Genomic DNA, 18,854 nt, shown 5'->3' with positions numbered 1-18,854 from the left:
AGGAACCCGGTGGGGTGCCCATGGACCCGGTGGGGGCACCGGACGGCAAGGCGGACCCCGGCCCGGTGGGAACGCCGGGAGCCCCGGCGGAGCAAGGCACCGAGGCCACCGGAGCACCGGCCGGAGCAACCGGGCCGTGGGCAGCGGCCGGGGCGCCGGGGCCGTGGACGGCAGCGGTAGTGCCGGGGGCGTACGCGGCGGCCGGTCCGGGCGGTCCCGCCGCGCCCGGTACGGGAGTTGTCGCGGCCGCCTGTACGGGAGCGGTCGCGGCCGGCTGAACCGGACCGCCCGCGCCCGGCCGTACCGGACCGAACTCCGGGGGCGGTGCCCACGACGGCGCACCGTGTCCCGTCACTTCCGTCGTGTCGGGCGCCACGGGCGGCGTCGGGCGCAGGGTGGCCGTCGGGACGTCCGAGGTCCGCGTCCGGGCCGCCGCGCGCAGCGCCTCGCGGGCCTCCTCGGCGTCCGGGCGGGCGTCCGGGCGCTTGTCCATCAGGCGTCGCAGTACCGGCGCCAGCGGCCCCGCCCGGCGGGGCTCGGGCAGGGGCTCGGAGACGATCGCGGTGAGCGTCGAGTAGGTGGACGTACGGCGGAAGGGCGAGGCGCCCTCGACGGCCGCGTAGAGGGTGGCGCCGACGGCCCACACGTCGGCGGGGGCGCCGGGCTCGGCGCCCTGGGCGCGCTCGGGGGCCAGGTAGTCGAGGGAGCCGACGAGTTCACCGCTGCGGGTGAGACGGGTGGCCGAGCCGTCTCCGGGGTCGTCCATGGTGGCGATGCCGAAGTCGGTCAGGACGACGCGGCCGGAGCGGTCGAGGAGGATGTTGCCGGGTTTGACGTCGCGGTGCAGGACGCCGGCGCGATGGGCGGCGGCCAGGGCGTCGAGGATCTCGGCGCCCACGCGCGCGGCCTCGTACGGGTCGAGGGTGCCGCGCTCGCGCAGGACGTCGTCGAGGGAGGGACCGTCGATCAGCTCCATGACGATGAGCGGGCGTCCGTCGACCTCGGTCACGTCGTGCACGGCGACGACACCGGGGTGGCGGACCCGGGCGGCGGCCCGGGCCTCGCGCCGCATGCGCAGCCGCAACTCGGACAGTTCCGGTCCGGCCGCGTCCGTGTAGGTGCGCAGCTCCTTGACGGCGACCTCGCGGCCGAGGACCTCGTCCACCGCCCGCCAGACCACGCCCATGCCGCCGCGTCCGAGCCGCGCGGTGACGCGGTAGCGCCCGGCCAGCAGCCGGCCGGCCCCGCCATCCGTGTTCCCGTACTCCTTGGGCCCCTGCTCCCCCGAAGACACCGCCGCCCCGTCCCTGTGCCGTCCTCTGCCACGTCCGCCTGGTCGATGCGTGGCGTCCAGCGTACGGGGCGGCGGTGACAGCCGGTCCCCCGGCCGGGGGTCGGCGACCGGTCCGCGACCTCTACTTGGCGGAGGCCGTCAGGTCCCCGCGCCGGGGAGCGGCGAAGCCCTCCAGGTCGGCGCGGGTCAGGCCGGTGAGGCGGGCGACCTCGGCGATGTCGAGGGCACCGCAGTCCAGGCCGCGCAGCAGGTAGCCGCTGAGGGCCTTGGCGGTGGCGGGCTCGTCCATGACGTCGCCGCCGGCCCGGTTGGCGTACCGGGCGAGGCGGCCGGCGGCCTGCTCGAAGCCCTCGCGGTAGAAGGCGAAGACGGCGGCGTAGCGGGTCGGGATGTGGCCGGGGTGCATGTCCCAGCCCTGGTAGTAGGCGCGGGCCAGGGCGCGGCGGGTGAGGCCGTAGTGCAGGCGCCAGGCGTCGTGGACCTTGGAGGTGGGGCCGACGGGCAGGACGTTGGTCGAGCCGTCGGAGACGCGCACCCCGGTGCCCGCCGCCGCGACCTGCATGACCGCCTTGGCGTGGTCGGCGGCCGGGTGGTCGCTGGCCTGGTAGGCGGCGGAGACCCCGAGGCAGGCGCTGTAGTCGAAGGTGCCGTAGTGCAGCCCGGTGGCGCGGCCCTCGGCGGCCTGGATCATCCGGGCGACGGTGGCGGTGCCGTCGGTGGCGAGGATGGACTGGCTGGTCTCGATCTGGATCTCGAAGCCGAGCCGGCCGGCGTCCAGGCCGTGCGCCTTCTCGAAGGCCTCCAGCAGGCGCGCGAACGCGGTCACCTGCTCGGGGTACGTCACCTTCGGCAGGGTCAGCACCAGGCCCTCGGGCAGGCCGCCCGACGCGATCAGGCCGGTGAGGAAGACGTCGAGGGTACGGATGCCCCGGTCGCGTACCGCCGCCTCCATGCACTTCATGCGGATGCCCATGTACGGCGCCGCCGTGCCGTTCCGGCAGGCATCCGCGATCAGCCGGGCCGCGCGGGCCGCCGCCCGGTCCTCCTCGGCGTCGGGGCGGGGGCCGTAGCCGTCCTCGAAGTCGACGCGGAGGTCTTCGATCGGCTCGTGTTCCAGCTTGGCCCGGACGCGGGAGTACACCGGCTCGGCGAGCTCGTCCGACAGGCCGAGGACGGCCGCGAACGAGGCGGCGTCGGGGGCGTGTTCGTCGAGGGCGGCGAGGGCCTGGTCGCCCCAGGAGCGGATGGTGTCGGCGGCGAAGGCGTCGCCGGGCACGTAGACGGTGTGGACGGGCTGCCGGGTGCCGGGGTCCCCGGGGTAGCGGCGCTCCAGCTCCGCGTCGACCGGCGCGAGGGAGGCGCTGATCTCCTCGCTCACGGCGCCCGCGAGGCTCGTCGCCACCTTCTCCTGCTGACCCATCCCACACCCTCCAATTTTCCGCTGTACGGAATCAACAATCCGTAGAATGAAGTTATCCGGGTGGTTCTCGCTGGTCAACACCCCGTCCGGACCGTGGTCGGCGCCCGGCGGACCGTCACCAGGATGCACCGAGGCCCCGGTGACCGCGTCGGTCACCGGGGCCTCGGACGCGCCTGGGTGAGGCTCAGCCCTTGCGGGTCTTGATCTCCTCGGTCAGCTGCGGGACGACGTCGAACAGGTCGCCGACCACGCCGAAGTCGACCAGCTCGAAGATCGGGGCCTCGGCGTCCTTGTTGACGGCCACGATCGTCTTGGAGGTCTGCATACCGGCACGGTGCTGGATCGCGCCGGAGATGCCGTTGGCGATGTACAGCTGCGGCGAGACCGACTTACCGGTCTGGCCGACCTGGTTGGTGTGCGGGTACCAGCCGGCGTCGACGGCGGCGCGCGAGGCACCGACGGCCGCGCCGAGGGAGTCGGCCAGCGCCTCGATGATCGAGAAGTTCTCGGCGCCGTTGACGCCACGGCCGCCGGAGACCACGATCGCGGCCTCGGTCAGCTCCGGGCGGCCCGTCGACTCACGCGGCGTACGAGCGGTGATCTTGGTGCCGGTCGCCTTCTCGGAGAAGGAGACGGACAGGGCCTCGACCGCACCGGCGGCCGGCGCGGCCTCCACGGCGGCCGAGTTCGGCTTGACCGTGATGACCGGGGTGCCCTTGACGACGCGGGACTTGGTGGTGAAGGACGCGGCGAACACCGACTGGGTGGCCACCGGGCCCTCGTCGCCGGCCTCCAGGTCGACGGCGTCGGTGATGATGCCGGAGCCGATGCGCAGCGCCAGGCGGGCGGCGATCTCCTTGCCCTCGGCGGAGGACGGGACCAGCACGGCGGCCGGGGAGACGGCCTCGTAGGCGGCCTGCAGGGCGTCCACCTTCGGCACGACCAGGTACTCGGCGTACTCGGAGGCGTCGTGGGTGAGGACCTTCACGGCGCCGTGCTCGGCGAGGGTGGCGGCGGTGTCGGCGGCGCCGTTGCCCAGCGCGACGGCGACGGGCTCGCCGATGCGGCGGGCCAGGGTCAGCAGCTCGAGGGTCGGCTTGCGGACGGCACCGTCCACGTGGTCGACGTAGACGAGGACTTCAGCCATGGGATTGCTCTCCTGCGTAACGAAGTTGAGGGGCGGTCAGCGGGGGCGAGCCCTTAGATGAACTTCTGGCTCGCGAGGAACTCAGCGAGCTGCTTGCCGCCCTCGCCCTCGTCCTTGACGATGGTGCCGGCCGTGCGGGCCGGGCGCTCGTTCGCGGCCTCGACCTTGGTGAACGCGCCGTCCAGGCCGACCTCCTCGGCCTCGATGTCCAGGTCGGACAGGTCCCAGGACTCCACCGGCTTCTTCTTGGCCGCCATGATGCCCTTGAAGGACGGGTAGCGGGCCTCACCGGACTGGTCGGTCACGGAGATCAGGGCCGGGAGCTGCGCCTCGAGCTGCTCGGAGGCGGCGTCGCCGTCGCGGCGGCCCTTGACCGTGCCGTCCTCGACCGAGACCTCGGACAGCAGGGTGACCTGCGGGACGCCCAGGCGCTCGGCGACCAGCGCCGGTACGACGCCCATGGTGCCGTCGGTGGAGGCCATGCCGGAGACGACCAGGTCGAAGCCGGCCTTCTCGATCGCCTTGGCCAGCACCAGGGAGGTGCCGATGGCGTCGGTGCCGTGCAGGTCGTCGTCCTCGACGTGGATGGCCTTGTCGGCACCCATCGACAGGGCCTTGCGGAGCGCGTCCTTGGCGTCCTCCGGGCCCACCGTCAGGACGGTGACCTCGGCGTCGTCCGCGTTCTCCGCGATCTGCAGGGCCTGCTCGACCGCGTACTCGTCCAGCTCGGAGAGCAGACCGTCCACGTCGTCGCGGTCGACGGTCAGGTCATCGGCGAAGTGCCGGTCGCCAGTGGCGTCGGGCACGTACTTCACAGTGACAACGATCCTCAAGCTCACGCCGGCTCTCCTACTGCATCGTCATTTCCGGGCTGCCTCTTGCACGCAGCATAGGCGCCTCAAGCGGCCGATCCCGGTCGGGGCGTCCGCGCGCTCCGACCGAAATATTACTCGTCAGTACACCCAGTTCATGCCCGCTAAGCAAGCGCTTTGAACTGTGACCTTCGCAACGCAGCGTAACCGGAACTCGACGGCTCCGCAGGACGGCCGCGGTGTGATCAGTCCCGCAGACCGTTGAAGCGGCCCTGGTGGTAGAGGAGCGGACGGCCGGAGCCGGAGGGGTCGCCGAGCACCACCTCGGCGAGCACGATCCGGTGATCGCCGGCCGGGACCCGGCCCACGATCCGGCAGACCAGCCAGGCGAGCACGTCGTCCAGCACCGGTACGCCTTCCGGGCCCTCGCGCCAGGCGGTCGGCTCGCCGAAACGGTCGGCACCGCTGCGGGCGAAGGTGGCGGCCAGCTCGCGCTGGTGCTCGCCGAGTATGTGGACGCCTATGTGCTCCGTCTCGGCTATCGCGGGCCAGCTCGAGGCGCCCGTGCCGATGCCGAAGGAGACGAGCGGGGGCTCGGCGGAGACCGAGGTGAGGGAGGTGGCGGTGAAGCCCACCGGTCCGGTGGCGCCACGCGCGGTGATCACCGCCACACCGGCGGCGTGCCGGCGGAACGTGGAGCGCAACAGGTCGGGCGAGGCGAGCTGAACGGTGCCGAGGTCGGGCGAGGCCGTCATGGAGTTGTCCTTCTGCTGGGGATCGCGAGCGGGTCCGTCGGTGCTCAACACGCCGGACAGATGGCGCTCGCGGTGCGTGCGAGGTCGACGTGGACCCGCCCGTGGAGAAGGAGTTCGATCGGCATACGGTCAGGCTGACGATAGTTGGTGCGCCCAGTCAAGCGGGATCCGGGATGCGGAAGACGCCGTACCGCCTGAGGCCCCCTCACACCGCCTCCCCCAGTGCCGCGATGACGTCGGCCTTGCGGGGCTGTCCGGCGGCCCGCCGTACGACCCGTCCGCCGGCGTCGAGCACCAGCACGGTGGGCGTCTTGAGGATGCCGAGTTCGCGTACGAGGTCGAGCCGGGCCTCCGCGTCGATCTCGATGTGGGTCACCCCGGGGACCATTCCGGCGACCTCGCCGAGGACACGCCGGGTGGCCCGGCAGGGCGCGCAGAAGGCGCTGGAGAACTGGACCAGCGTGGCCCGCTCACCGAGCTCGCCGCCCAGTTCGGCGGCTCCGAGCCGCTTGCCCTCGTCCCGCCCGCGCACGCGTACTCTCCCGCTCCGCCACTTGTGCAGCACTCCGGCGGCGCTCGCCACGACGAGCACCGTCACGCACATCACCACTCCGGTCATCACCTGCCCAAGCATTCATCAGACTGAAAAGATTCCCGCCTCCCGCGGGAGTTTCCGTTGCGGAATGCTTGATTCATGGACATCGACGTGAGAGGGCCGCGCTTCGGGGCGGCCGTGACGACGGCCGTTCTGGCGGTGGCACTGAGCCTGGAGAACGCCTGGGTGCTGGGCTGGCAGACGCTGGCGTTCGCGCTGGGAGCGGCCGCGGGTGTGCAGCGCTCGCCGTACGGCTGGGCGTTCCGTACGGCCGTGCGGCCGCGGCTCGGGCCGCCGAAGGAGTTCGAGGCGTCCGAGCCGCCGCGGTTCGCGCAGGCCGTGGGGCTGGTGTTCGCGGGGCTCGGTCTCGTCGGGTTCACGGTGGGACCGCAGTGGCTGGGGCTGCTCGCGACCGGCGCGGCGCTCGCCGCGGCGTTCCTGAACGCGGCGTTCGGCTACTGCCTGGGGTGCGAGATGTTCCTGCTCCTGAAGAGGGTCACGGCACGGGCGGAGTAATGGACACTCGAAGAGCCGAGGCCGGATGTAGGCCGACGTGACGAGAATCTCGCCGCCGCCGGGCACGAGGACTGGCTACCCGTCCGTTCTTCGGGCACGATCTGCGAGACGCCGTAAACCTACGGCCGCGTAACTTCCCGCCGGGAGCCCCTTTCCCGAGCAGAGCAGAAAGGGTCCGCCCCGCCCATGGCAGAGCTGGTCTACCGTCCCGTCATCGGTTTCGCCAAGACGTTGTTCAAGGTCTGGGACCTGAAGATCGACTGCCAGGGGTCGGAGAACATCCCGCGCTCGGGCGGCGCCGTGCTGGTGAGCAATCACATCAGCTACCTGGACTTCGTCTTCAACGGCCTGGCGGCCCTGCCGCAGAAGCGCCTGGTGCGCTTCATGGCGAAGGAGTCCGTCTTCCGCCACCGCATCTCCGGCCCGCTGATGCGCGGCATGAAGCACATCCCGGTGGACCGCAATCAGGGCGAGGCGGCCTACGCGCACGCGCTGGACTCGCTGCGCTCCGGTGAGGTCGTCGGGGTCTTCCCGGAGGCCACCATCTCGCAGTCGTTCACGCTGAAGAGCTTCAAGTCCGGTGCGGCACGGCTCGCCCAGGACGCCGGCGTCCCGCTGGTCCCGATGGCCGTGTGGGGCACCCAGCGGCTGTGGACGAAGGGCCAGCCCCGCAACTTCAAGCGCAACCACCTGCCCGTCACCATCCGCGTCGGCGAGGCGGTCGAGGCACCCCGCGACCAGTACGCGGGCGCCATAACCCGCCGGCTGCGCGAGCGCGTCCAGGAACTGCTGGACGCCGCGCAGCGCGCCTACCCGGGCCGCCCCAAGGGCCCCGAGGACTCCTGGTGGCTGCCCGCCCATCTGGGGGGTACGGCACCTACGGCGGAGGAGCTGCGGGCGGCGGGCTGACGTGCGTCGCCTCGGCCGGGGGGCTCGGGAGGCTTCGGTGGTTCGTCGTCCTACGGGCCGGTGGGGGCTGGTCGCGCCCATGCGGCGAAGCCGCGGTATCAGACACAGCCCCGCGCCCCTGAGCGGGTTGCGGCACCCGGCGACAAGCGCACAGCGCGGCTGTCGGTAGGGTTCGCGAGCGTGACGGGAGGGCCGGACGGCTCTCGTGTGCGGATCGCTGTACGGGGGCTCGTGGATGCGGCGCTGGTGGAAGGTGACGTTGGCGGCTGCGGCCGTGCTGGCTCTGGGCGGCTGGATCTGCGCGCCGTACGTGCGGGACTGGTGGCTCGTGCGCACCGCCTGCGACGGTGCGCTCCCCTCCGGGCCGCTGCGGAAACTCGCGGCCGGTGGCGGCCACTTCACCAAGGCGGACACCACGGCGCACCCCCGGCTGGGCGACTACGGATGCAGCCTGCGCTTCGAGGGCCGCGGCGATGCGACGCTGGTGGTGCGGATGACCGCCTACACCGGGCGGGACGACCAGGACGCCGAGTTCCTCTTCGACTTCCCGCGGGCGGGCATCTCGCGCATGTACCCCATGCCGCAGGATCTGCCCGGCTACGTCGACCAGTTCGGTGACCTGCAGTTCCTGGTGCGCTGTCCGGATCTCGGCAAGGACGCGATGGGCAGGCCGCGCAGGATGCTGGTGAGCGCGGACCTCGGCTACGCCACCGCCCGGACCAGCCACGCCGTTTACGAGACGGTCGTCCCGCTCGTCAACTCCGCCTCGCGGCACCTGGGTTGCGGCGCCACGCCGCTGACGGTGCCGAAGGGGGACGCCGCGCCGCCGGATCCCGACAAGGGTGAGGATCCGGTACCGGTGACCGAGGCGGCGGGCACCGGCTGCGGCTGGGTGGCGCACGCTGGGCTCCCCCGGTCCGCGCAGTGGCACGTCGAGCCGCTGGTGAACGACACGGCTCCGGCCGTGCGGTGCGACCTGGACCGGGCGGCTTCGCCGACCTCCTCCGAGTATCTGCACCTCTCGGCCTGGTACGGCGACTGGAGCAACCGCCTGGTCTCGGACGACGGGGTGCGCCAGGCCCTGACGGCGACCGCCCGCTGTGCCGGGGAGGCGGCCAACTTCGCGGTCAGCGCCGAGCAGCGCATCCCGGGCGTCGGCACGGCGGAGCAGCGCAGGCTGCTCAGGGCCTTCGCGGCGGACCAGGTCGAGCGGCGCGGCTGCACGGGCCTGCGCATGACCGGCTGACGCTCCCCCGGCACGGGCGCCCTCACATCGGCCCGTAGCGGTACGTCTGCACGTATCCGTCGTCGAGGACCTGCCGGATGGCCGACGCCCGCTCGGCCGGTACCCCGCGGGCCTTCGCCCAGGCGTCCACCGTCAGGAACAACTGACGGCGCCCGTCCATGAGATCGCCCGGTACGGCACCGCTCGCCGGCCGGCGGGCGATGCCGCTCATCGGGGGCCGGGAGGTCACCTGCCGCGGGGCCGCCCGGTAGGCGCCCCGGGTGTGCCGCCGCACGGCCGCGTCGAAGGAGCCGAGGTCGGTGATGCGGCCGTCACGGGCGCCGTTGGCTCGCGCGTACATGAGGGTGCCGACGCGTCTGGCCATGTCGTTGAGGTCTCTCTCGGGTCCGGCTGTGGGGGCCGTCTCGTCCTCTCCCGGCTCCTTCTCGGGGTGGTAGTCCGGGTCCGTGCCCTCGGCGGTGAGACGCTCCAGGTAGTGGGCGAGGTAGGCCCGCTCGGCGTCGTACAGGATCGCGAACGCCTCCGGATCCCTGGCCACGTCCTCGAAGAGCCGCGCCGGGGTGGCGGTCAGCAGGCCGCTGTGGGTGAACCCGAACTCCGGGTGCGCCTCGCCGGGCGCGAGGAAGTGGCCGAAGCGGGACCATCCCGCCTGGTCGGGGGCGGCCTGCGCGCCGGTGGCCGCCGGGGTGTCGGCTTCGGGGTCGTCGAAGGAGAACGGGGTGGTGTCGGCGACGTAGCCGGCGAGTACACGGGCCACGCCCGGCTCCGCACCGGGCGGCACATCGGTGTCCTGGTAGCTCGCGGCAATCGCGTAGACGACGCGCGACTGGGCCGTGGAGTGCGGCTTGCCGGCGTCGGATGCGCCGGTGGCTGCGTCCAGCACCTGCCCGAGCACCCGCCCGCCGTCCCCGCACAGCGTGCCGGACGGCAGGAGCCGCGTCACGGCGTCGTAGCGGGACATGTCGTCCCGGGGGTCCAGGGCCCGGGTCGCCGCCGCCGGGGCCTGCTCCGCCAACTCGCGCGTGGCGGCGGGCAGTTCCTTGCACGGGTCGTCCCAGGCGCCGAGCGCGAGCGGCACCGCGACGGCACCCGCGACCAGGGCCGACGCCACGGCCGAGGCGAGCACCTTGTGCCTCCGCAGCCGAGCGAACCGGCCACCGGAACCGACGCCGCCCCGTCCGTCCACCGCACCATCGGCGCCCGTCTCCCGCGGACCGGCGCGGCCCTGCTCGGGCGCGGCGGAATCGCCGTCCCGTTCGCCGGACTCCGGATCCCGCGCGCCCACGGCTTCCCGACCCGGGCCGGCCGTGTCCGCGCCGCGGGCGCCGCCGCCCTCGCCCGGTGTGGCGGACGCCGCCGGATCCGGCGTCCGCTCCGCGCCGCTGATGTCGTCTTCCGCTGCTCCCCCGTCGCTCATGGCGGGGAGATTAGCGAGTGTGATCGCGCCGCCGCCGGGCGGGGTGCCCCGCGCCCTCAGAGTGCGTCGGGCAGCGTCTTCCACAGGTACGGCCGGTCCGGGGCCGCCTTCAGGGCGTCGAGGACGACCGGGTGCGGTGCGGCGTACAGGACCGGGTGGTCGAGCTCGCCGGCCGCGGGGTCGGGGATCCAGGCCAGCCGCTCGCCGTCCAGCGAGAACTCGGCGTCCACGCCGGGCTTGTTGCCGCGCGGGTCCTGCCGGTGCCAGGCGCCGTGGAAGCGGACGGCGACCAGTCCGTGCAGCACATGGCCGGTTCCGTCGTCATGCGTCAGCCGCTGGTAGCACAGGGCCGTCGGGATGTCCTCCGCGCGCAGCAGGGCCGTCAGCGCGTGTGCCTTGGCGTGGCAGATGCCCGTGCGCCGCTCGATGACCTCGGAGGCGCGCCAGGTGACACGCAGGTCGCCGGAGTCCTGGGAGTGCGGGATCGTGTCCCGGACGAATTCATAGGCGGCCCGCGCATAGGCATACGAGTCGGCCGCCCTGGCGGCCAGCCTCCGGGCCGTCTCCCGGACCACGGGATGGTGATGGTCGATGGCCTCATCCGCGGCCAGATACGCGGACAGATCGGCGGTGTTCTGGATCAGCTCCATGCCCGCAGAGCATAGGAACGCGGCCACTCGACGGTCAATGACTTTTCGAGTGACCGCATACCTATGCATAGTCGGGGCTAGCGCGCCATCTCCTCCTTGAGCGCGGCCACAAAGGTGTCGACGTCCTCCTCGGTGGTGTCGAAGGAGCACATCCAGCGCACCACCCCGGCGGCCTCGTCCCAGAAGTAGAAGCGGAAGCGCTGCTGCAGCCGCTCGGACACGTGGTGCGGGAGCCGCGCGAAGACGCCGTTGGCCTGCACCGGGTAGAGGATCTCCACCCCGTGCACCGCGCGGACGCCCTCGGCGAGCCGCTGGGCCATGTCGTTGGCGTGCCGGGCGTTGCGCAGCCACAGGTCCTTCGCCAGCAGCGCCTCCAACTGCACCGAGACGAAACGCATCTTGGAGGCCAGCTGCATCGACATCTTCCGCAGGTGCTTCATCTTCCGCACCGCGTCCTGGTTGAGGACCACGACCGCCTCGCCGAAGACGGCGCCGTTCTTGGTCCCGCCCAGCGAGAGGATGTCGACGCCCACGGCGTCGGTGAACGTCCGCAGGGGGACGTTCAGGGAGGCCGCCGCGTTGGCTATCCGGGAGCCGTCCAGGTGCACCTTCATGCCGTGCGCATGGGCGTGCTCGCAGATCGCGCGGATCTCCGCCGGCGTGTAGAGGGTGCCGAGCTCGGTGCTCTGGGTGATCGACACGACCTGCGGCATGGCGCGGTGCTCGTCCTCCCAGCCCCAGGCCTGCCGGTCGATCAGCTCGGGCGTGAGCTTGCCGTCCGGCGTGGGCACGGTGAGCAGCTTCAGCCCGCCCATGCGCTCGGGCGCGCCGCCCTCGTCCACGTTGATGTGGGCGCTCTCGGCGCAGATCACCGCGCCCCAGCGGTCGGTGACCGCCTGGAGCGCGACGACGTTCGCGCCGGTGCCGTTGAAGACCGGGAAGGCCTCCGCGGTGGCCCCGAAGTGGCTCCGGATGATCCGCTGGAGGTTCTCGGTGTACGCGTCCTCGCCGTACGCCACCTGGTGGCCGCCGTTGGCGAGGGCCAGGGCGGCCAGCACCTCCGGGTGGGCCCCGGCGTAGTTGTCACTGGCGAAACCGCGGACCTCGGGGTCGTGATGGCGACGCGCGTCGGTCTTGGGAGGGTTCACGGCTTCTCGGTCAGCCACAGACGGTTTCCGTTCACTTCCGCGGCGGGCTTGCTCCAGACGCCCTCGATCTCGGCGGCGAGGTCCTTGACGTCCGTGAAGCCCGCGAACTTCGCGTTGGGGCGTTCGGCGCGCATCGCGTCGTGCACCAGCGCCTTCACCACCAGGATGGCAGCAGCCGCACGCGGACCGGCCTCGCCCCCCGCCTTGCGGAAGCCGTCGGCCATGGCGAGCGTCCACGCCTCGGCGGCGGCCTTGGACGCGGAGTACGCCGCGTTGCCCGCGGTGGGCTTCGACGCCCCCGCGGCGCTGATCAGCAGGTACCGGCCGCGGTCGCTGCGCTGCAGGCCCTCGTAGAAGGCCAGGGAGGTGTGCTGCACCGTGCGGATCAGCAGCTTCTCCAGCAGGTCCCAGTCCGCGAGGCTCGTCTGCTCGAAGCTCGCGCTGCCGCGCCAGCCGCCGACCAGGTGGACCAGGCCGTCGATCCGGCCGTGCTCCTTCTCGATGCGGTCGGCCCAGGCCCGGGTCGAGTCCAGGTCGAGCAGGTCGACCGTCTCCCCGGTGACCGTGGCACCGCCGCGCGCGTAGCGGGCCGCGTCCACGGCCTCCGCCAGCCGCTCGGGGTTGTTGTCGGCGCCGACGACGACCGCGCCGGCCTCGGCGAGCCGGACCAGCGTCGCGTGTCCGGCGGGTCCGCCCGCGCCGGCCACCGCGATCACCGCACCGCTGAGAGACCCGTTGTTCGCCACGTTCTTCCCCTCTGAAGCAGTGTTCTCTTCGACGCGGTCGCTCACGCGGCGATCCGCTCGGCGCTGTCCGCCGTGATGCCCTTGGTGGAGGCGATCACATTCTTCAGCTTCTTGGACAGGGCCTCGTAGAACATGCTCAGCGGAAACTCGTCCGGAAGCACGTCGTCCACGAGCTTGCGCGGCGGCTGGGTCAGGTCCAGGGCGTCCGGACCCTTGGCCCACTTCGAGCCGGGGTGCGGGGCGAGGTAGGTCGAGACCAGCTCGTAGCCGGCGAACCAGTGCACCAGCTTCGGGCGGTCGATGCCGTCCTTGTAGAGCTTCTCGATCTCGGCGCACAGCTGGTTGGTGACCTGCGGGGCGCGCTCCCAGTCGATGGAGAGCTTGTTGTCGGTCCAGCGGAGGACGTCGTGCCTGTGCAGGTAGGCGAAGAGGAGCTGGCCGCCGAGGCCGTCGTAGTTGCGGTTGCGGTCGCCGGTGACCGGGAAGCGGAACATCCGGTCGAAGAGCACCGCGTACTGCACGTCACGGGCCTGCGGGACGCCGTCCGCCTGGAGCTTCACGGCCTCCTTGAAGGCGGTGAGGTCGCAGCGCAGCTCCTCCAGGCCGTACATCCAGAACGGCTGCCGCTGCTTGATCATGAACGGGTCGAACGGCAGGTCGCCGTGGCTGTGGGTGCGGTCGTGGACCATGTCCCACAGGACGAAGGCCTCTTCGCAGCGCTTCTGGTCGTGGACCATCGCGGCGATGTCCTCGGGCAGCTCAAGGCCCAGGATGTCGACGGCGGCCTCGGTGACCCGGCGGAAGCGGGCGGCCTCGCGGTCGCAGAAGATGCCACCCCAGGAGAAACGTTCCGGCGCCTCGCGTACGGCGATCGTCTCCGGGAAGAGGACCGCCGAGTTCGTGTCGTAGCCGGACGTGAAGTCCTCGAAGGTGATGCCGCAGAACAGCGGGTTGTCGTAACGGGTGCGCTCCAGCTCGGCCAGCCAGTCCGGCCAGACCATGCGCAGCACGACCGCCTCCAGGTTGCGGTCCGGGTTGCCGTTCTGCGTGTACATCGGGAAGACGACCAGGTGCTGCAGGCCGTCCGCGCGGTGTGCGGCGGGCTGGAAGGCCAGCAGGGAGTCCAGGAAGTCCGGCACCTGGAAGCCGCCCTCGGCCCAGCGCCGCAGATCCTTCACCAGGGCCTGGTGGTAGGCCTCGTCGTGCGGGAGCAGCGGGGACAGCTCCTCGACCGCGGCCACGACACTCCGTACGGCGGCCTCGGCGTCCGACTTGGCGGGAGCGCCCTCGGCGTCGAAGTCGATCGATCCGTCCTTGGACTGCCATGGCCGGATCTGCTCCACGGCATCCTTGAGCACGGGCCAGGCCGGGTGCTCAACCACCCTGGTCGACGAAGGAATCCGTCCCTCCGCACCCGCCTGCACAAGAATTTCCGTCATGTCCCATCCTCCACGGGAGAAGCTCGCGTAAGGACACCGTATGCATACCCGCTTTCAGCCAGCAAGAGGCAGCTCAGGAAATTATTCTGTCCTGCCCCTTGGTCACCGATGTTTTTCCTGCCGTAAACCGTGACGGCGCTCACTTCCGTCGAGCAAGCCCGTACCTTCGCGCGGTGTGCCACCGCGTGGTGAGCGGTGTCCCGTCGAGTCGTCAAGAGTGCGGGGGACTCGCCCACGCGAGGGTGACGGCGGGGGCGCATACCGGCCAACCGGCGACCGCCACGCAACCCGGATGCCTCACGCACGTGCGGGTTCATCGCGGGGCCCGGCCGTTAGGCTGCGACTCTGCCCGCGCGGACGACGGTGTCCGCCCGTTCCGCGCGCGCCGAGCCGCCGTCGACGGAACGGAGTCGAACCTTGAACTTCCTTACCATCGGTCACCGCGGGGTCATGGGTGTCGAGCCCGAGAACACCCTTCGTTCCTTCGTCGCCGCGCAGAACGCCGGCCTCGACCTCATCGAACTCGATCTGCACCTCAGCAAGGACGGCGCCCTGGTCGTCATGCACGACGCGGAGGTCGACCGCACGACCGACGGCACCGGGCCGATCGCCGACAAGACGCTGGCCGAGCTGCGCGCCCTGGACGCGGGCCGCGGGGAGCGGGTGCCGGTGTTCGAGGAGGTGCTGGACGCGGTACGCACGCCGCTGCAGGCCGAGATCAAGGACGTCGCCGCCGCACGGGCCCTGGCGGCGGTGATGCACGAACGCGACCTGATCGGGCGCGTGCAGGTGTCCTCGTTCCACGACGACGCCATCGCCGAGATCGCCCGGCTGGTGCCGGGCGTGCGCACGGCGCTGATCGCGAGCCGCTACGGCACGGATGTCGTGGAGCGCGCGGTCGCCGTGGGCGCGGCGACCCTGTGTCTCAACATCCGCCGGCTCACCCTGGAGGTCGTCGAGCACGCGCGCGCGTCAGGGCTGCGGATCATCGGCTGGGTCGTCAACACCCAGGATCATCTGAGGCTGGTCCGCGCCCTGGAACTGGACGGCGCGACGACCGACTTCCCGGAGATCAAGCGCACCGGGCGCTTCACGGCCTGACCCGGTCACCCGAGCTTCTTGACCAGCAGCTCGAACTGCAGGTCGTCGCGCTGCGGGATGCCGAAGCGCTCGTCGCCGTACGGGAAGGGGGACATCTTTCCCGTACGGCGGTAGCCGCGGCGCTCGTACCAGGCGATCAGGTCGTCCCGTACGGAGATCACCGTCATGTGCATCTCGGTGACGCCCCAGGCCGCGCGGACCTGGCGCTCGGCCTCCGCCATGACCGTCTTGCCCAGGCCCGCGCCCTGCAGCGTGGGGCTGACCGCGAACATGCCGAAGTAGGCGTGGTCGCCGCGGTGTTCCAGCTGGCAGCAGGCGACGATCCGGCCGTCCTGCTCGACGACCAGCAGCCTGCTCTCGGGCGACTTGATCACTTCCAGCACACCCTCCGGATCCGTCCGCTGGCCCTGGAGGATGTCCGCCTCGGTGGTCCACCCGGCCCGGCTGGAGTCCCCGCGGTAGGCCGACTCGATCAGCGCGACCAGCGCGTCGACGTCCGCGTCGGTGGCGTCGCGGAAGGTGGGTCCGGTGGCGGCGGTTTCCATGGGCGGCCTTTCGGTCTCGGGCGTGGCAGAACCAGGGTCGAGCGTAACCCTGCCCTAGGCTCCGCCTGCATGGTGCACGTACTCAGCAGCCGGACCCTGCTCACCCCCACCGACCCCGAGCGCTCCCGGACCTTCTACGGCGAGCAGCTGGGGCTGTCCGTCTACCGGGAGTTCGGTACCGGGCCCGAGCGCGGCACGGTCTACTTCCTGGGCGGCGGCTTCCTGGAGGTCTCCGGGAGGGCCGAGGCCCCGCCGTCGCCCGCGGTCCGGCTGTGGTGGCAGGTCGGCGACGTGACGGCCGCGCACGAGGAGCTCAGGGCCCGGGGCGTCGACATCGTCCGGCCACCGCTGAAGGAGCCGTGGGGCCTGGTCGAGATGTGGATCGCCGACCCGGACGGCATCCCCATCGCGCTGGTGGAGGTCCCGGGGGACCATCCGCTGCGGTACCGGCCCGGCATCTAGCCCGCGGACGCCTCCTCGGGGCGGGTGCCGGCGGTGAGCAGGTGGCCGCTGACTCCGAGCAGTGAGGGCACGGACTCCGTGCGCCGCAGCGCCGCCAGGACCAGCGCCCGCCGCCGTGGATCCGTCAGCCAGGAGTCGAGGTCGCCCATCAGCCACGCCGCGCCTTCGAGGCCGTACTGTCCGTGCGCCGTCAGGCCGGCGTCCGCGAACTCGGCGGGGACCTCCTCCGGTGCGTGGAAGTACGCCGTGGTGAACAGCGCCTTGGGCCCGCGGCCCGGACGCAGCCACCCGTCACCGGCGGCCGCCTCGATGTGCGGGCGCCGGTCGGCGTCGAAGTACACGCCCTTGGCGAGTGTGTCGTGCAGCCCCGCGAACCGGTTGATGGTGGCGGCGACCACGAGCCCTCCGGGCCGCACCACCCGGCGCGCCTCGGCCAGGGCCCGCAGCCGGTCCGGGCGCTCGGGCAGGTGGTAGAGCGGGCCGAGGAGCAGCACGACGTCCACGGACGCGTCCGGGGCGTCCAGGGCGCGGGCGTCGCCGTGGCGTGCCCGGACGCCGGGCAGCCGGGCCGCACGTTCGACGTGCAGGGGCACCGGGTCGAGGAGCTCCACGTCGTGGCCGTCGGCGGCGAGCCACTCCGCGTGGACACCGCTGCCACCGCCCACGTCCAGGATCCGCGCCAGTGCGGGCGGCAGGAGCCTGCGCAGGACGTCCTGGGTACGCCAGAACTCCAGCCGCCCGGCGCCGGTGCGCAGCCGGGCGTCCTCCCGGTCGCGTCCGTAGTACTCGGCGATCTCCTCGGCCAGCGCGGGCGCCGTGGTGTCCTCGGTGTCCATGGCCGGAACCCTCCCGCGGCCCGCTCGCCGCGGGCAACCGATTTCCCTGCCCCGGGGACGGTCCCGGATGGCCGGGTCCGGGAGCCGGGGTTAGCGTGCGGAGGAGATCTCTGTGCGGTACGGCGGCCCCCGGCCGGAAGGAACCCTCATGAAGTTCGACAAGCCGGTGACCGGCGGACCGTGCTGGACCGAGCTCGGGACCAGCGACCTGGAGGGGGCCAAGCGGTTCTACACCGAGTTGTTCGGCTGGCGGCCGGAGACCGACCCGCGGCAGGAGGCGGGCGGCTACACGGTGGCACACCTGGGGGACGCGGCGGTCGCCGCGCTCACCCCGCTGTACCAGGAGTCCCAGCCGGTGGCCTGGAACGTCTCGTTCGCGGTCACCGACGCGGACGCGGCGGTACGGCGGGTGGAGGAGGCCGGCGGGACGGTGATCCTCGGTCCGATGGACGTGTTCGACGTGGGCCGGTTCGCGGTGGCCCTCGACCCGACCGGCGCGGTGTTCCAGCTCTGGCAGGCGCGGTCCTTCCCCGGCGCCGGGCTGTTCAACGCTCCCGGCACCCTCGGCTGGGTGGAACTGGCGACCCGGCACACCGAGCGGGCCCGGGACTTCTACACCACGGTGTTCGGCTGGAGCGTCAACGCCTCGGAGGAGTACACCCAGTGGGGCATCGGCGGCGACGACTTCGGCGGCATGGCCGACATGGGCGACCGGTTCCCGCCTGAGGTGCCGCCGCACTGGCTGCCGTACTTCGCGGTGGACGACGTGGACGCGACGACCGAGGTCGCGCAGCGGGCGGGCGGGGCGATCCTCCTGGCCCCCGTGTCGGTGCCCGACGGCCCGCGCATCGCGGTGCTGCGGGATCCGCAGGGCGCGGCGTTCGGGGTGTACCGGGCCGGCGAGGAGGGCTGAGGGAGCGCGGCTTGCCATCCGTGGCCCTTGCTTGCCTCGGCGTACCGATCGTCTCCGGCACGAAGCCGGAGCACCTGGCCGAGAAGCTCGCGAGCACCGGGGTCCGGCTGGACGCGGACGCGGTGAAGCGGATGGACGCGGCGAGCGCCGTGCCGCTCGGCTTCCCGCACGACTTCCTCCGGGAGCCGCTCATCACGCGGAACGTCCTCGGCGACCGCTGGACCGACATCGTCGACCGTCGCTCCACGTACCGTCGTACGGCGCACGACGTGCTCTGACGCCCCTGCCCTACGCCCGCAGGGCCCCCATCCGGCCCTCCAGGCGACCGAGCAACTCGGCGAGCAGTCCGGCGAGTTCGCGCTGCCCCTGGGGAGCCAACACGCTCAACACGGCTGTTTCGTAGGCGAGTTGCTCCGGGAGGATGCCGTCGACCAAGTCGCGGCCCGCGTCGGTGAGGCGGACGTGGGCGACGCGGCGGTCACGGGCGTCACCGCGCCGCTCGACCAGTCCGCGCTCGGTCAGCTGCTTGAGCCGCTTGGTGACGGCGGCCCCGGAGGAGAACGTCTCGCGGGCCAGCTCCCCGGGGGTCAGCTCGTGGCCGGTACGGCGCAGCGCGCCCAGCAGGTCGAACTCCGGACGGCTGAGCCCGGCCCGGCGCAGCGGCGCGTCCTCGGCCTGCTGGAGCAGCGCGGCACACCGGTTGATCCGGCCGATGACCTCCATGGGCCCGGTGTCCAGCTCGGGGTGGACGGCCCGCCACTGCCGCACGACGGCGGCGACGGTGTCGTGATGAGCGGCGGGATCGGCGGCGGCGGTGTCGTGGTGAGCGGCGGGGCCGGCGGCGGCGCGGCGTCCGGTGCGGGCCGGATCTGCACCAGGGGCGGTGCCGGGCGGAAGCGGGTC

Annotated in this window: 22 protein-coding genes; 7 read left to right on the top strand and 15 right to left on the bottom strand. The window is 72.4% G+C overall.

Features of this window, described 5'->3' with window-relative positions:
• The 7 genes from ABB07_RS33905 to ABB07_RS33880 form a co-directional block, all read right to left on the bottom strand.
• Window positions 1-1,294: serine/threonine-protein kinase (locus tag ABB07_RS33905; RefSeq protein ID WP_425264781.1), on the bottom strand; the 1,294-nt coding region annotated here is incomplete at its 3' end.
• A gap of 121 nt (window positions 1,295-1,415) precedes the next feature.
• Entirely contained in the window at window positions 1,416-2,714 is a 1,299-nt protein-coding gene (locus ABB07_RS33900; RefSeq protein ID WP_208902287.1) for a DUF6986 family protein, read from the bottom strand.
• A 184-nt stretch (window positions 2,715-2,898) separates the two neighbouring features.
• Window positions 2,899-3,861, bottom strand: coding sequence for an electron transfer flavoprotein subunit alpha/FixB family protein (locus ABB07_RS33895; protein ID WP_208902286.1), 963 nt, complete (start codon window positions 3,859-3,861; stop codon window positions 2,899-2,901).
• 53 nt (window positions 3,862-3,914) lie between these two features.
• Window positions 3,915-4,700: an electron transfer flavoprotein subunit beta/FixA family protein gene (locus tag ABB07_RS33890; protein WP_208902285.1), complete on the bottom strand. Its 786-nt coding sequence runs from the start codon at window positions 4,698-4,700 to the stop codon at window positions 3,915-3,917.
• 218 nt (window positions 4,701-4,918) lie between these two features.
• Window positions 4,919-5,428 carry a flavin reductase family protein gene (locus tag ABB07_RS33885; protein WP_208902284.1) on the bottom strand — a complete coding sequence of 170 codons (510 nt, stop codon included), beginning with the start codon at window positions 5,426-5,428 and terminating at the stop codon, window positions 4,919-4,921.
• 44 nt (window positions 5,429-5,472) lie between these two features.
• Window positions 5,473-5,553, bottom strand: coding sequence for a putative leader peptide (locus tag ABB07_RS42100; RefSeq protein ID WP_351560050.1), 81 nt, complete (start codon window positions 5,551-5,553; stop codon window positions 5,473-5,475).
• Window positions 5,554-5,633: 80 nt separating this feature from the next.
• Window positions 5,634-6,047, bottom strand: coding sequence for a TlpA family protein disulfide reductase (locus ABB07_RS33880; protein WP_208903726.1), 414 nt, complete (start codon window positions 6,045-6,047; stop codon window positions 5,634-5,636).
• Between the two features lie 75 nt (window positions 6,048-6,122).
• Between ABB07_RS33880 and ABB07_RS33875 the strand changes: the two genes are divergently transcribed.
• The 3 genes from ABB07_RS33875 (at window position 6,123) to ABB07_RS33865 (ending at window position 8,694) form a co-directional block, all read left to right on the top strand.
• Complete coding sequence (locus ABB07_RS33875; protein ID WP_208902283.1) at window positions 6,123-6,539, top strand: DUF4395 domain-containing protein; 417 nt, start codon at window positions 6,123-6,125, stop codon at window positions 6,537-6,539.
• 186 nt (window positions 6,540-6,725) lie between these two features.
• Complete coding sequence (locus tag ABB07_RS33870) at window positions 6,726-7,448, top strand: lysophospholipid acyltransferase family protein (protein WP_208902282.1); 723 nt, start codon at window positions 6,726-6,728, stop codon at window positions 7,446-7,448.
• Between the two features lie 235 nt (window positions 7,449-7,683).
• Window positions 7,684-8,694, top strand: coding sequence for a hypothetical protein (locus ABB07_RS33865; RefSeq protein ID WP_208902281.1), 1,011 nt, complete (start codon window positions 7,684-7,686; stop codon window positions 8,692-8,694).
• A gap of 22 nt (window positions 8,695-8,716) precedes the next feature.
• On the opposite strand, the gene ABB07_RS33860 is transcribed toward ABB07_RS33865, so the two are convergent.
• The 5 genes from ABB07_RS33860 to ABB07_RS33840 form a co-directional block, all read right to left on the bottom strand.
• The gene (locus ABB07_RS33860; protein ID WP_208902280.1) at window positions 8,717-10,111 is read right to left on the bottom strand and encodes a hypothetical protein; all 1,395 of its coding nucleotides are present in this window, start codon (window positions 10,109-10,111) and stop codon (window positions 8,717-8,719) included.
• 56 nt (window positions 10,112-10,167) lie between these two features.
• Window positions 10,168-10,761, bottom strand: coding sequence for a transglutaminase-like domain-containing protein (locus ABB07_RS33855; protein WP_208902279.1), 594 nt, complete (start codon window positions 10,759-10,761; stop codon window positions 10,168-10,170).
• A 77-nt stretch (window positions 10,762-10,838) separates the two neighbouring features.
• Window positions 10,839-11,909 carry a threonine aldolase family protein gene (locus ABB07_RS33850; RefSeq protein WP_208902278.1) on the bottom strand — a complete coding sequence of 357 codons (1,071 nt, stop codon included), beginning with the start codon at window positions 11,907-11,909 and terminating at the stop codon, window positions 10,839-10,841.
• Complete coding sequence (locus ABB07_RS33845; protein ID WP_208902277.1) at window positions 11,906-12,700, bottom strand: SDR family oxidoreductase; 795 nt, start codon at window positions 12,698-12,700, stop codon at window positions 11,906-11,908. Before ABB07_RS33845 ends, ABB07_RS33850 begins: the two co-directional genes overlap by 4 nt.
• Window positions 12,697-14,094, bottom strand: coding sequence for a DUF6421 family protein (locus tag ABB07_RS33840; protein ID WP_208902276.1), 1,398 nt, complete (start codon window positions 14,092-14,094; stop codon window positions 12,697-12,699). Before ABB07_RS33840 ends, ABB07_RS33845 begins: the two co-directional genes overlap by 4 nt.
• 417 nt (window positions 14,095-14,511) lie before the next feature.
• On the opposite strand from ABB07_RS33840, the gene ABB07_RS33835 reads away from it, so the two are divergent.
• Window positions 14,512-15,195, top strand: coding sequence for a glycerophosphodiester phosphodiesterase (locus ABB07_RS33835; RefSeq protein ID WP_208902275.1), 684 nt, complete (start codon window positions 14,512-14,514; stop codon window positions 15,193-15,195).
• A 5-nt stretch (window positions 15,196-15,200) separates the two neighbouring features.
• Here ABB07_RS33835 and ABB07_RS33830 read toward each other — a convergent pair whose 3' ends face one another.
• Window positions 15,201-15,740: a GNAT family N-acetyltransferase gene (locus ABB07_RS33830; RefSeq protein WP_208902274.1), complete on the bottom strand. Its 540-nt coding sequence runs from the start codon at window positions 15,738-15,740 to the stop codon at window positions 15,201-15,203.
• 69 nt (window positions 15,741-15,809) lie between these two features.
• Between ABB07_RS33830 and ABB07_RS33825 the strand changes: the two genes are divergently transcribed.
• Window positions 15,810-16,202, top strand: coding sequence for a VOC family protein (locus tag ABB07_RS33825; protein WP_208902273.1), 393 nt, complete (start codon window positions 15,810-15,812; stop codon window positions 16,200-16,202).
• Here the strand turns inward: ABB07_RS33825 and ABB07_RS33820 are convergent.
• The gene (locus ABB07_RS33820; RefSeq protein WP_208902272.1) at window positions 16,199-17,038 is read right to left on the bottom strand and encodes a class I SAM-dependent methyltransferase; all 840 of its coding nucleotides are present in this window, start codon (window positions 17,036-17,038) and stop codon (window positions 16,199-16,201) included. The genes ABB07_RS33825 and ABB07_RS33820 overlap by 4 nt on opposite strands.
• A gap of 148 nt (window positions 17,039-17,186) precedes the next feature.
• On the opposite strand from ABB07_RS33820, the gene ABB07_RS33815 reads away from it, so the two are divergent.
• A complete protein-coding gene (locus ABB07_RS33815; protein ID WP_208902271.1) occupies window positions 17,187-17,951 on the top strand; it encodes a VOC family protein in 765 nt (254 codons plus the stop codon).
• A gap of 11 nt (window positions 17,952-17,962) precedes the next feature.
• On the top strand, window positions 17,963-18,229 hold the full coding sequence (locus ABB07_RS33810; RefSeq protein ID WP_208902270.1) for a hypothetical protein: 267 nt from the start codon (window positions 17,963-17,965) through the stop codon (window positions 18,227-18,229).
• Between the two features lie 10 nt (window positions 18,230-18,239).
• Here the strand turns inward: ABB07_RS33810 and ABB07_RS33805 are convergent, their stop codons facing one another.
• Entirely contained in the window at window positions 18,240-18,719 is a 480-nt protein-coding gene (locus ABB07_RS33805) for a MarR family winged helix-turn-helix transcriptional regulator (RefSeq protein ID WP_208903725.1), read from the bottom strand.
• Window positions 18,720-18,854: the final 135 nt, after the last annotated feature.

Source organism: Streptomyces incarnatus, from assembly GCF_001027185.1.
Lineage (GTDB): Bacteria > Actinomycetota > Actinomycetes > Streptomycetales > Streptomycetaceae > Streptomyces > Streptomyces puniciscabiei.
The sequence above is the reverse complement of the archived record's forward strand: the minus strand, read 5'-3'. Positions and strand labels throughout refer to the sequence as shown.

Excerpts from the sequence above, each read along its gene's own strand:
- ABB07_RS33900 (WP_208902287.1), bottom strand. The coding sequence starts at position 2,714 with ATGGGTCAGCAGGAGAAGGTGGCGACGAGCCTCGCGGGCGCCGTGAGC.
- ABB07_RS33895 (WP_208902286.1), bottom strand. The coding sequence starts at position 3,861 with ATGGCTGAAGTCCTCGTCTACGTCGACCACGTGGACGGTGCCGTCCGC.
- ABB07_RS33885 (WP_208902284.1), bottom strand. The coding sequence starts at position 5,428 with ATGACGGCCTCGCCCGACCTCGGCACCGTTCAGCTCGCCTCGCCCGAC.
- ABB07_RS42100 (WP_351560050.1), bottom strand. The coding sequence starts at position 5,553 with ATGCCGATCGAACTCCTTCTCCACGGGCGGGTCCACGTCGACCTCGCA.
- ABB07_RS33880 (WP_208903726.1), bottom strand. The coding sequence starts at position 6,047 with ATGACCGGAGTGGTGATGTGCGTGACGGTGCTCGTCGTGGCGAGCGCC.
- ABB07_RS33875 (WP_208902283.1), top strand. The coding sequence starts at position 6,123 with ATGGACATCGACGTGAGAGGGCCGCGCTTCGGGGCGGCCGTGACGACG.
- ABB07_RS33870 (WP_208902282.1), top strand. The coding sequence starts at position 6,726 with ATGGCAGAGCTGGTCTACCGTCCCGTCATCGGTTTCGCCAAGACGTTG.
- ABB07_RS33865 (WP_208902281.1), top strand. The coding sequence starts at position 7,684 with ATGCGGCGCTGGTGGAAGGTGACGTTGGCGGCTGCGGCCGTGCTGGCT.
- ABB07_RS33860 (WP_208902280.1), bottom strand. The coding sequence starts at position 10,111 with ATGAGCGACGGGGGAGCAGCGGAAGACGACATCAGCGGCGCGGAGCGG.
- ABB07_RS33855 (WP_208902279.1), bottom strand. The coding sequence starts at position 10,761 with ATGGAGCTGATCCAGAACACCGCCGATCTGTCCGCGTATCTGGCCGCG.
- ABB07_RS33840 (WP_208902276.1), bottom strand. The coding sequence starts at position 14,094 with ATGACGGAAATTCTTGTGCAGGCGGGTGCGGAGGGACGGATTCCTTCG.
- ABB07_RS33830 (WP_208902274.1), bottom strand. The coding sequence starts at position 15,740 with ATGGAAACCGCCGCCACCGGACCCACCTTCCGCGACGCCACCGACGCG.
- ABB07_RS33825 (WP_208902273.1), top strand. The coding sequence starts at position 15,810 with ATGGTGCACGTACTCAGCAGCCGGACCCTGCTCACCCCCACCGACCCC.
- ABB07_RS33820 (WP_208902272.1), bottom strand. The coding sequence starts at position 17,038 with ATGGACACCGAGGACACCACGGCGCCCGCGCTGGCCGAGGAGATCGCC.
- ABB07_RS33815 (WP_208902271.1), top strand. The coding sequence starts at position 17,187 with ATGAAGTTCGACAAGCCGGTGACCGGCGGACCGTGCTGGACCGAGCTC.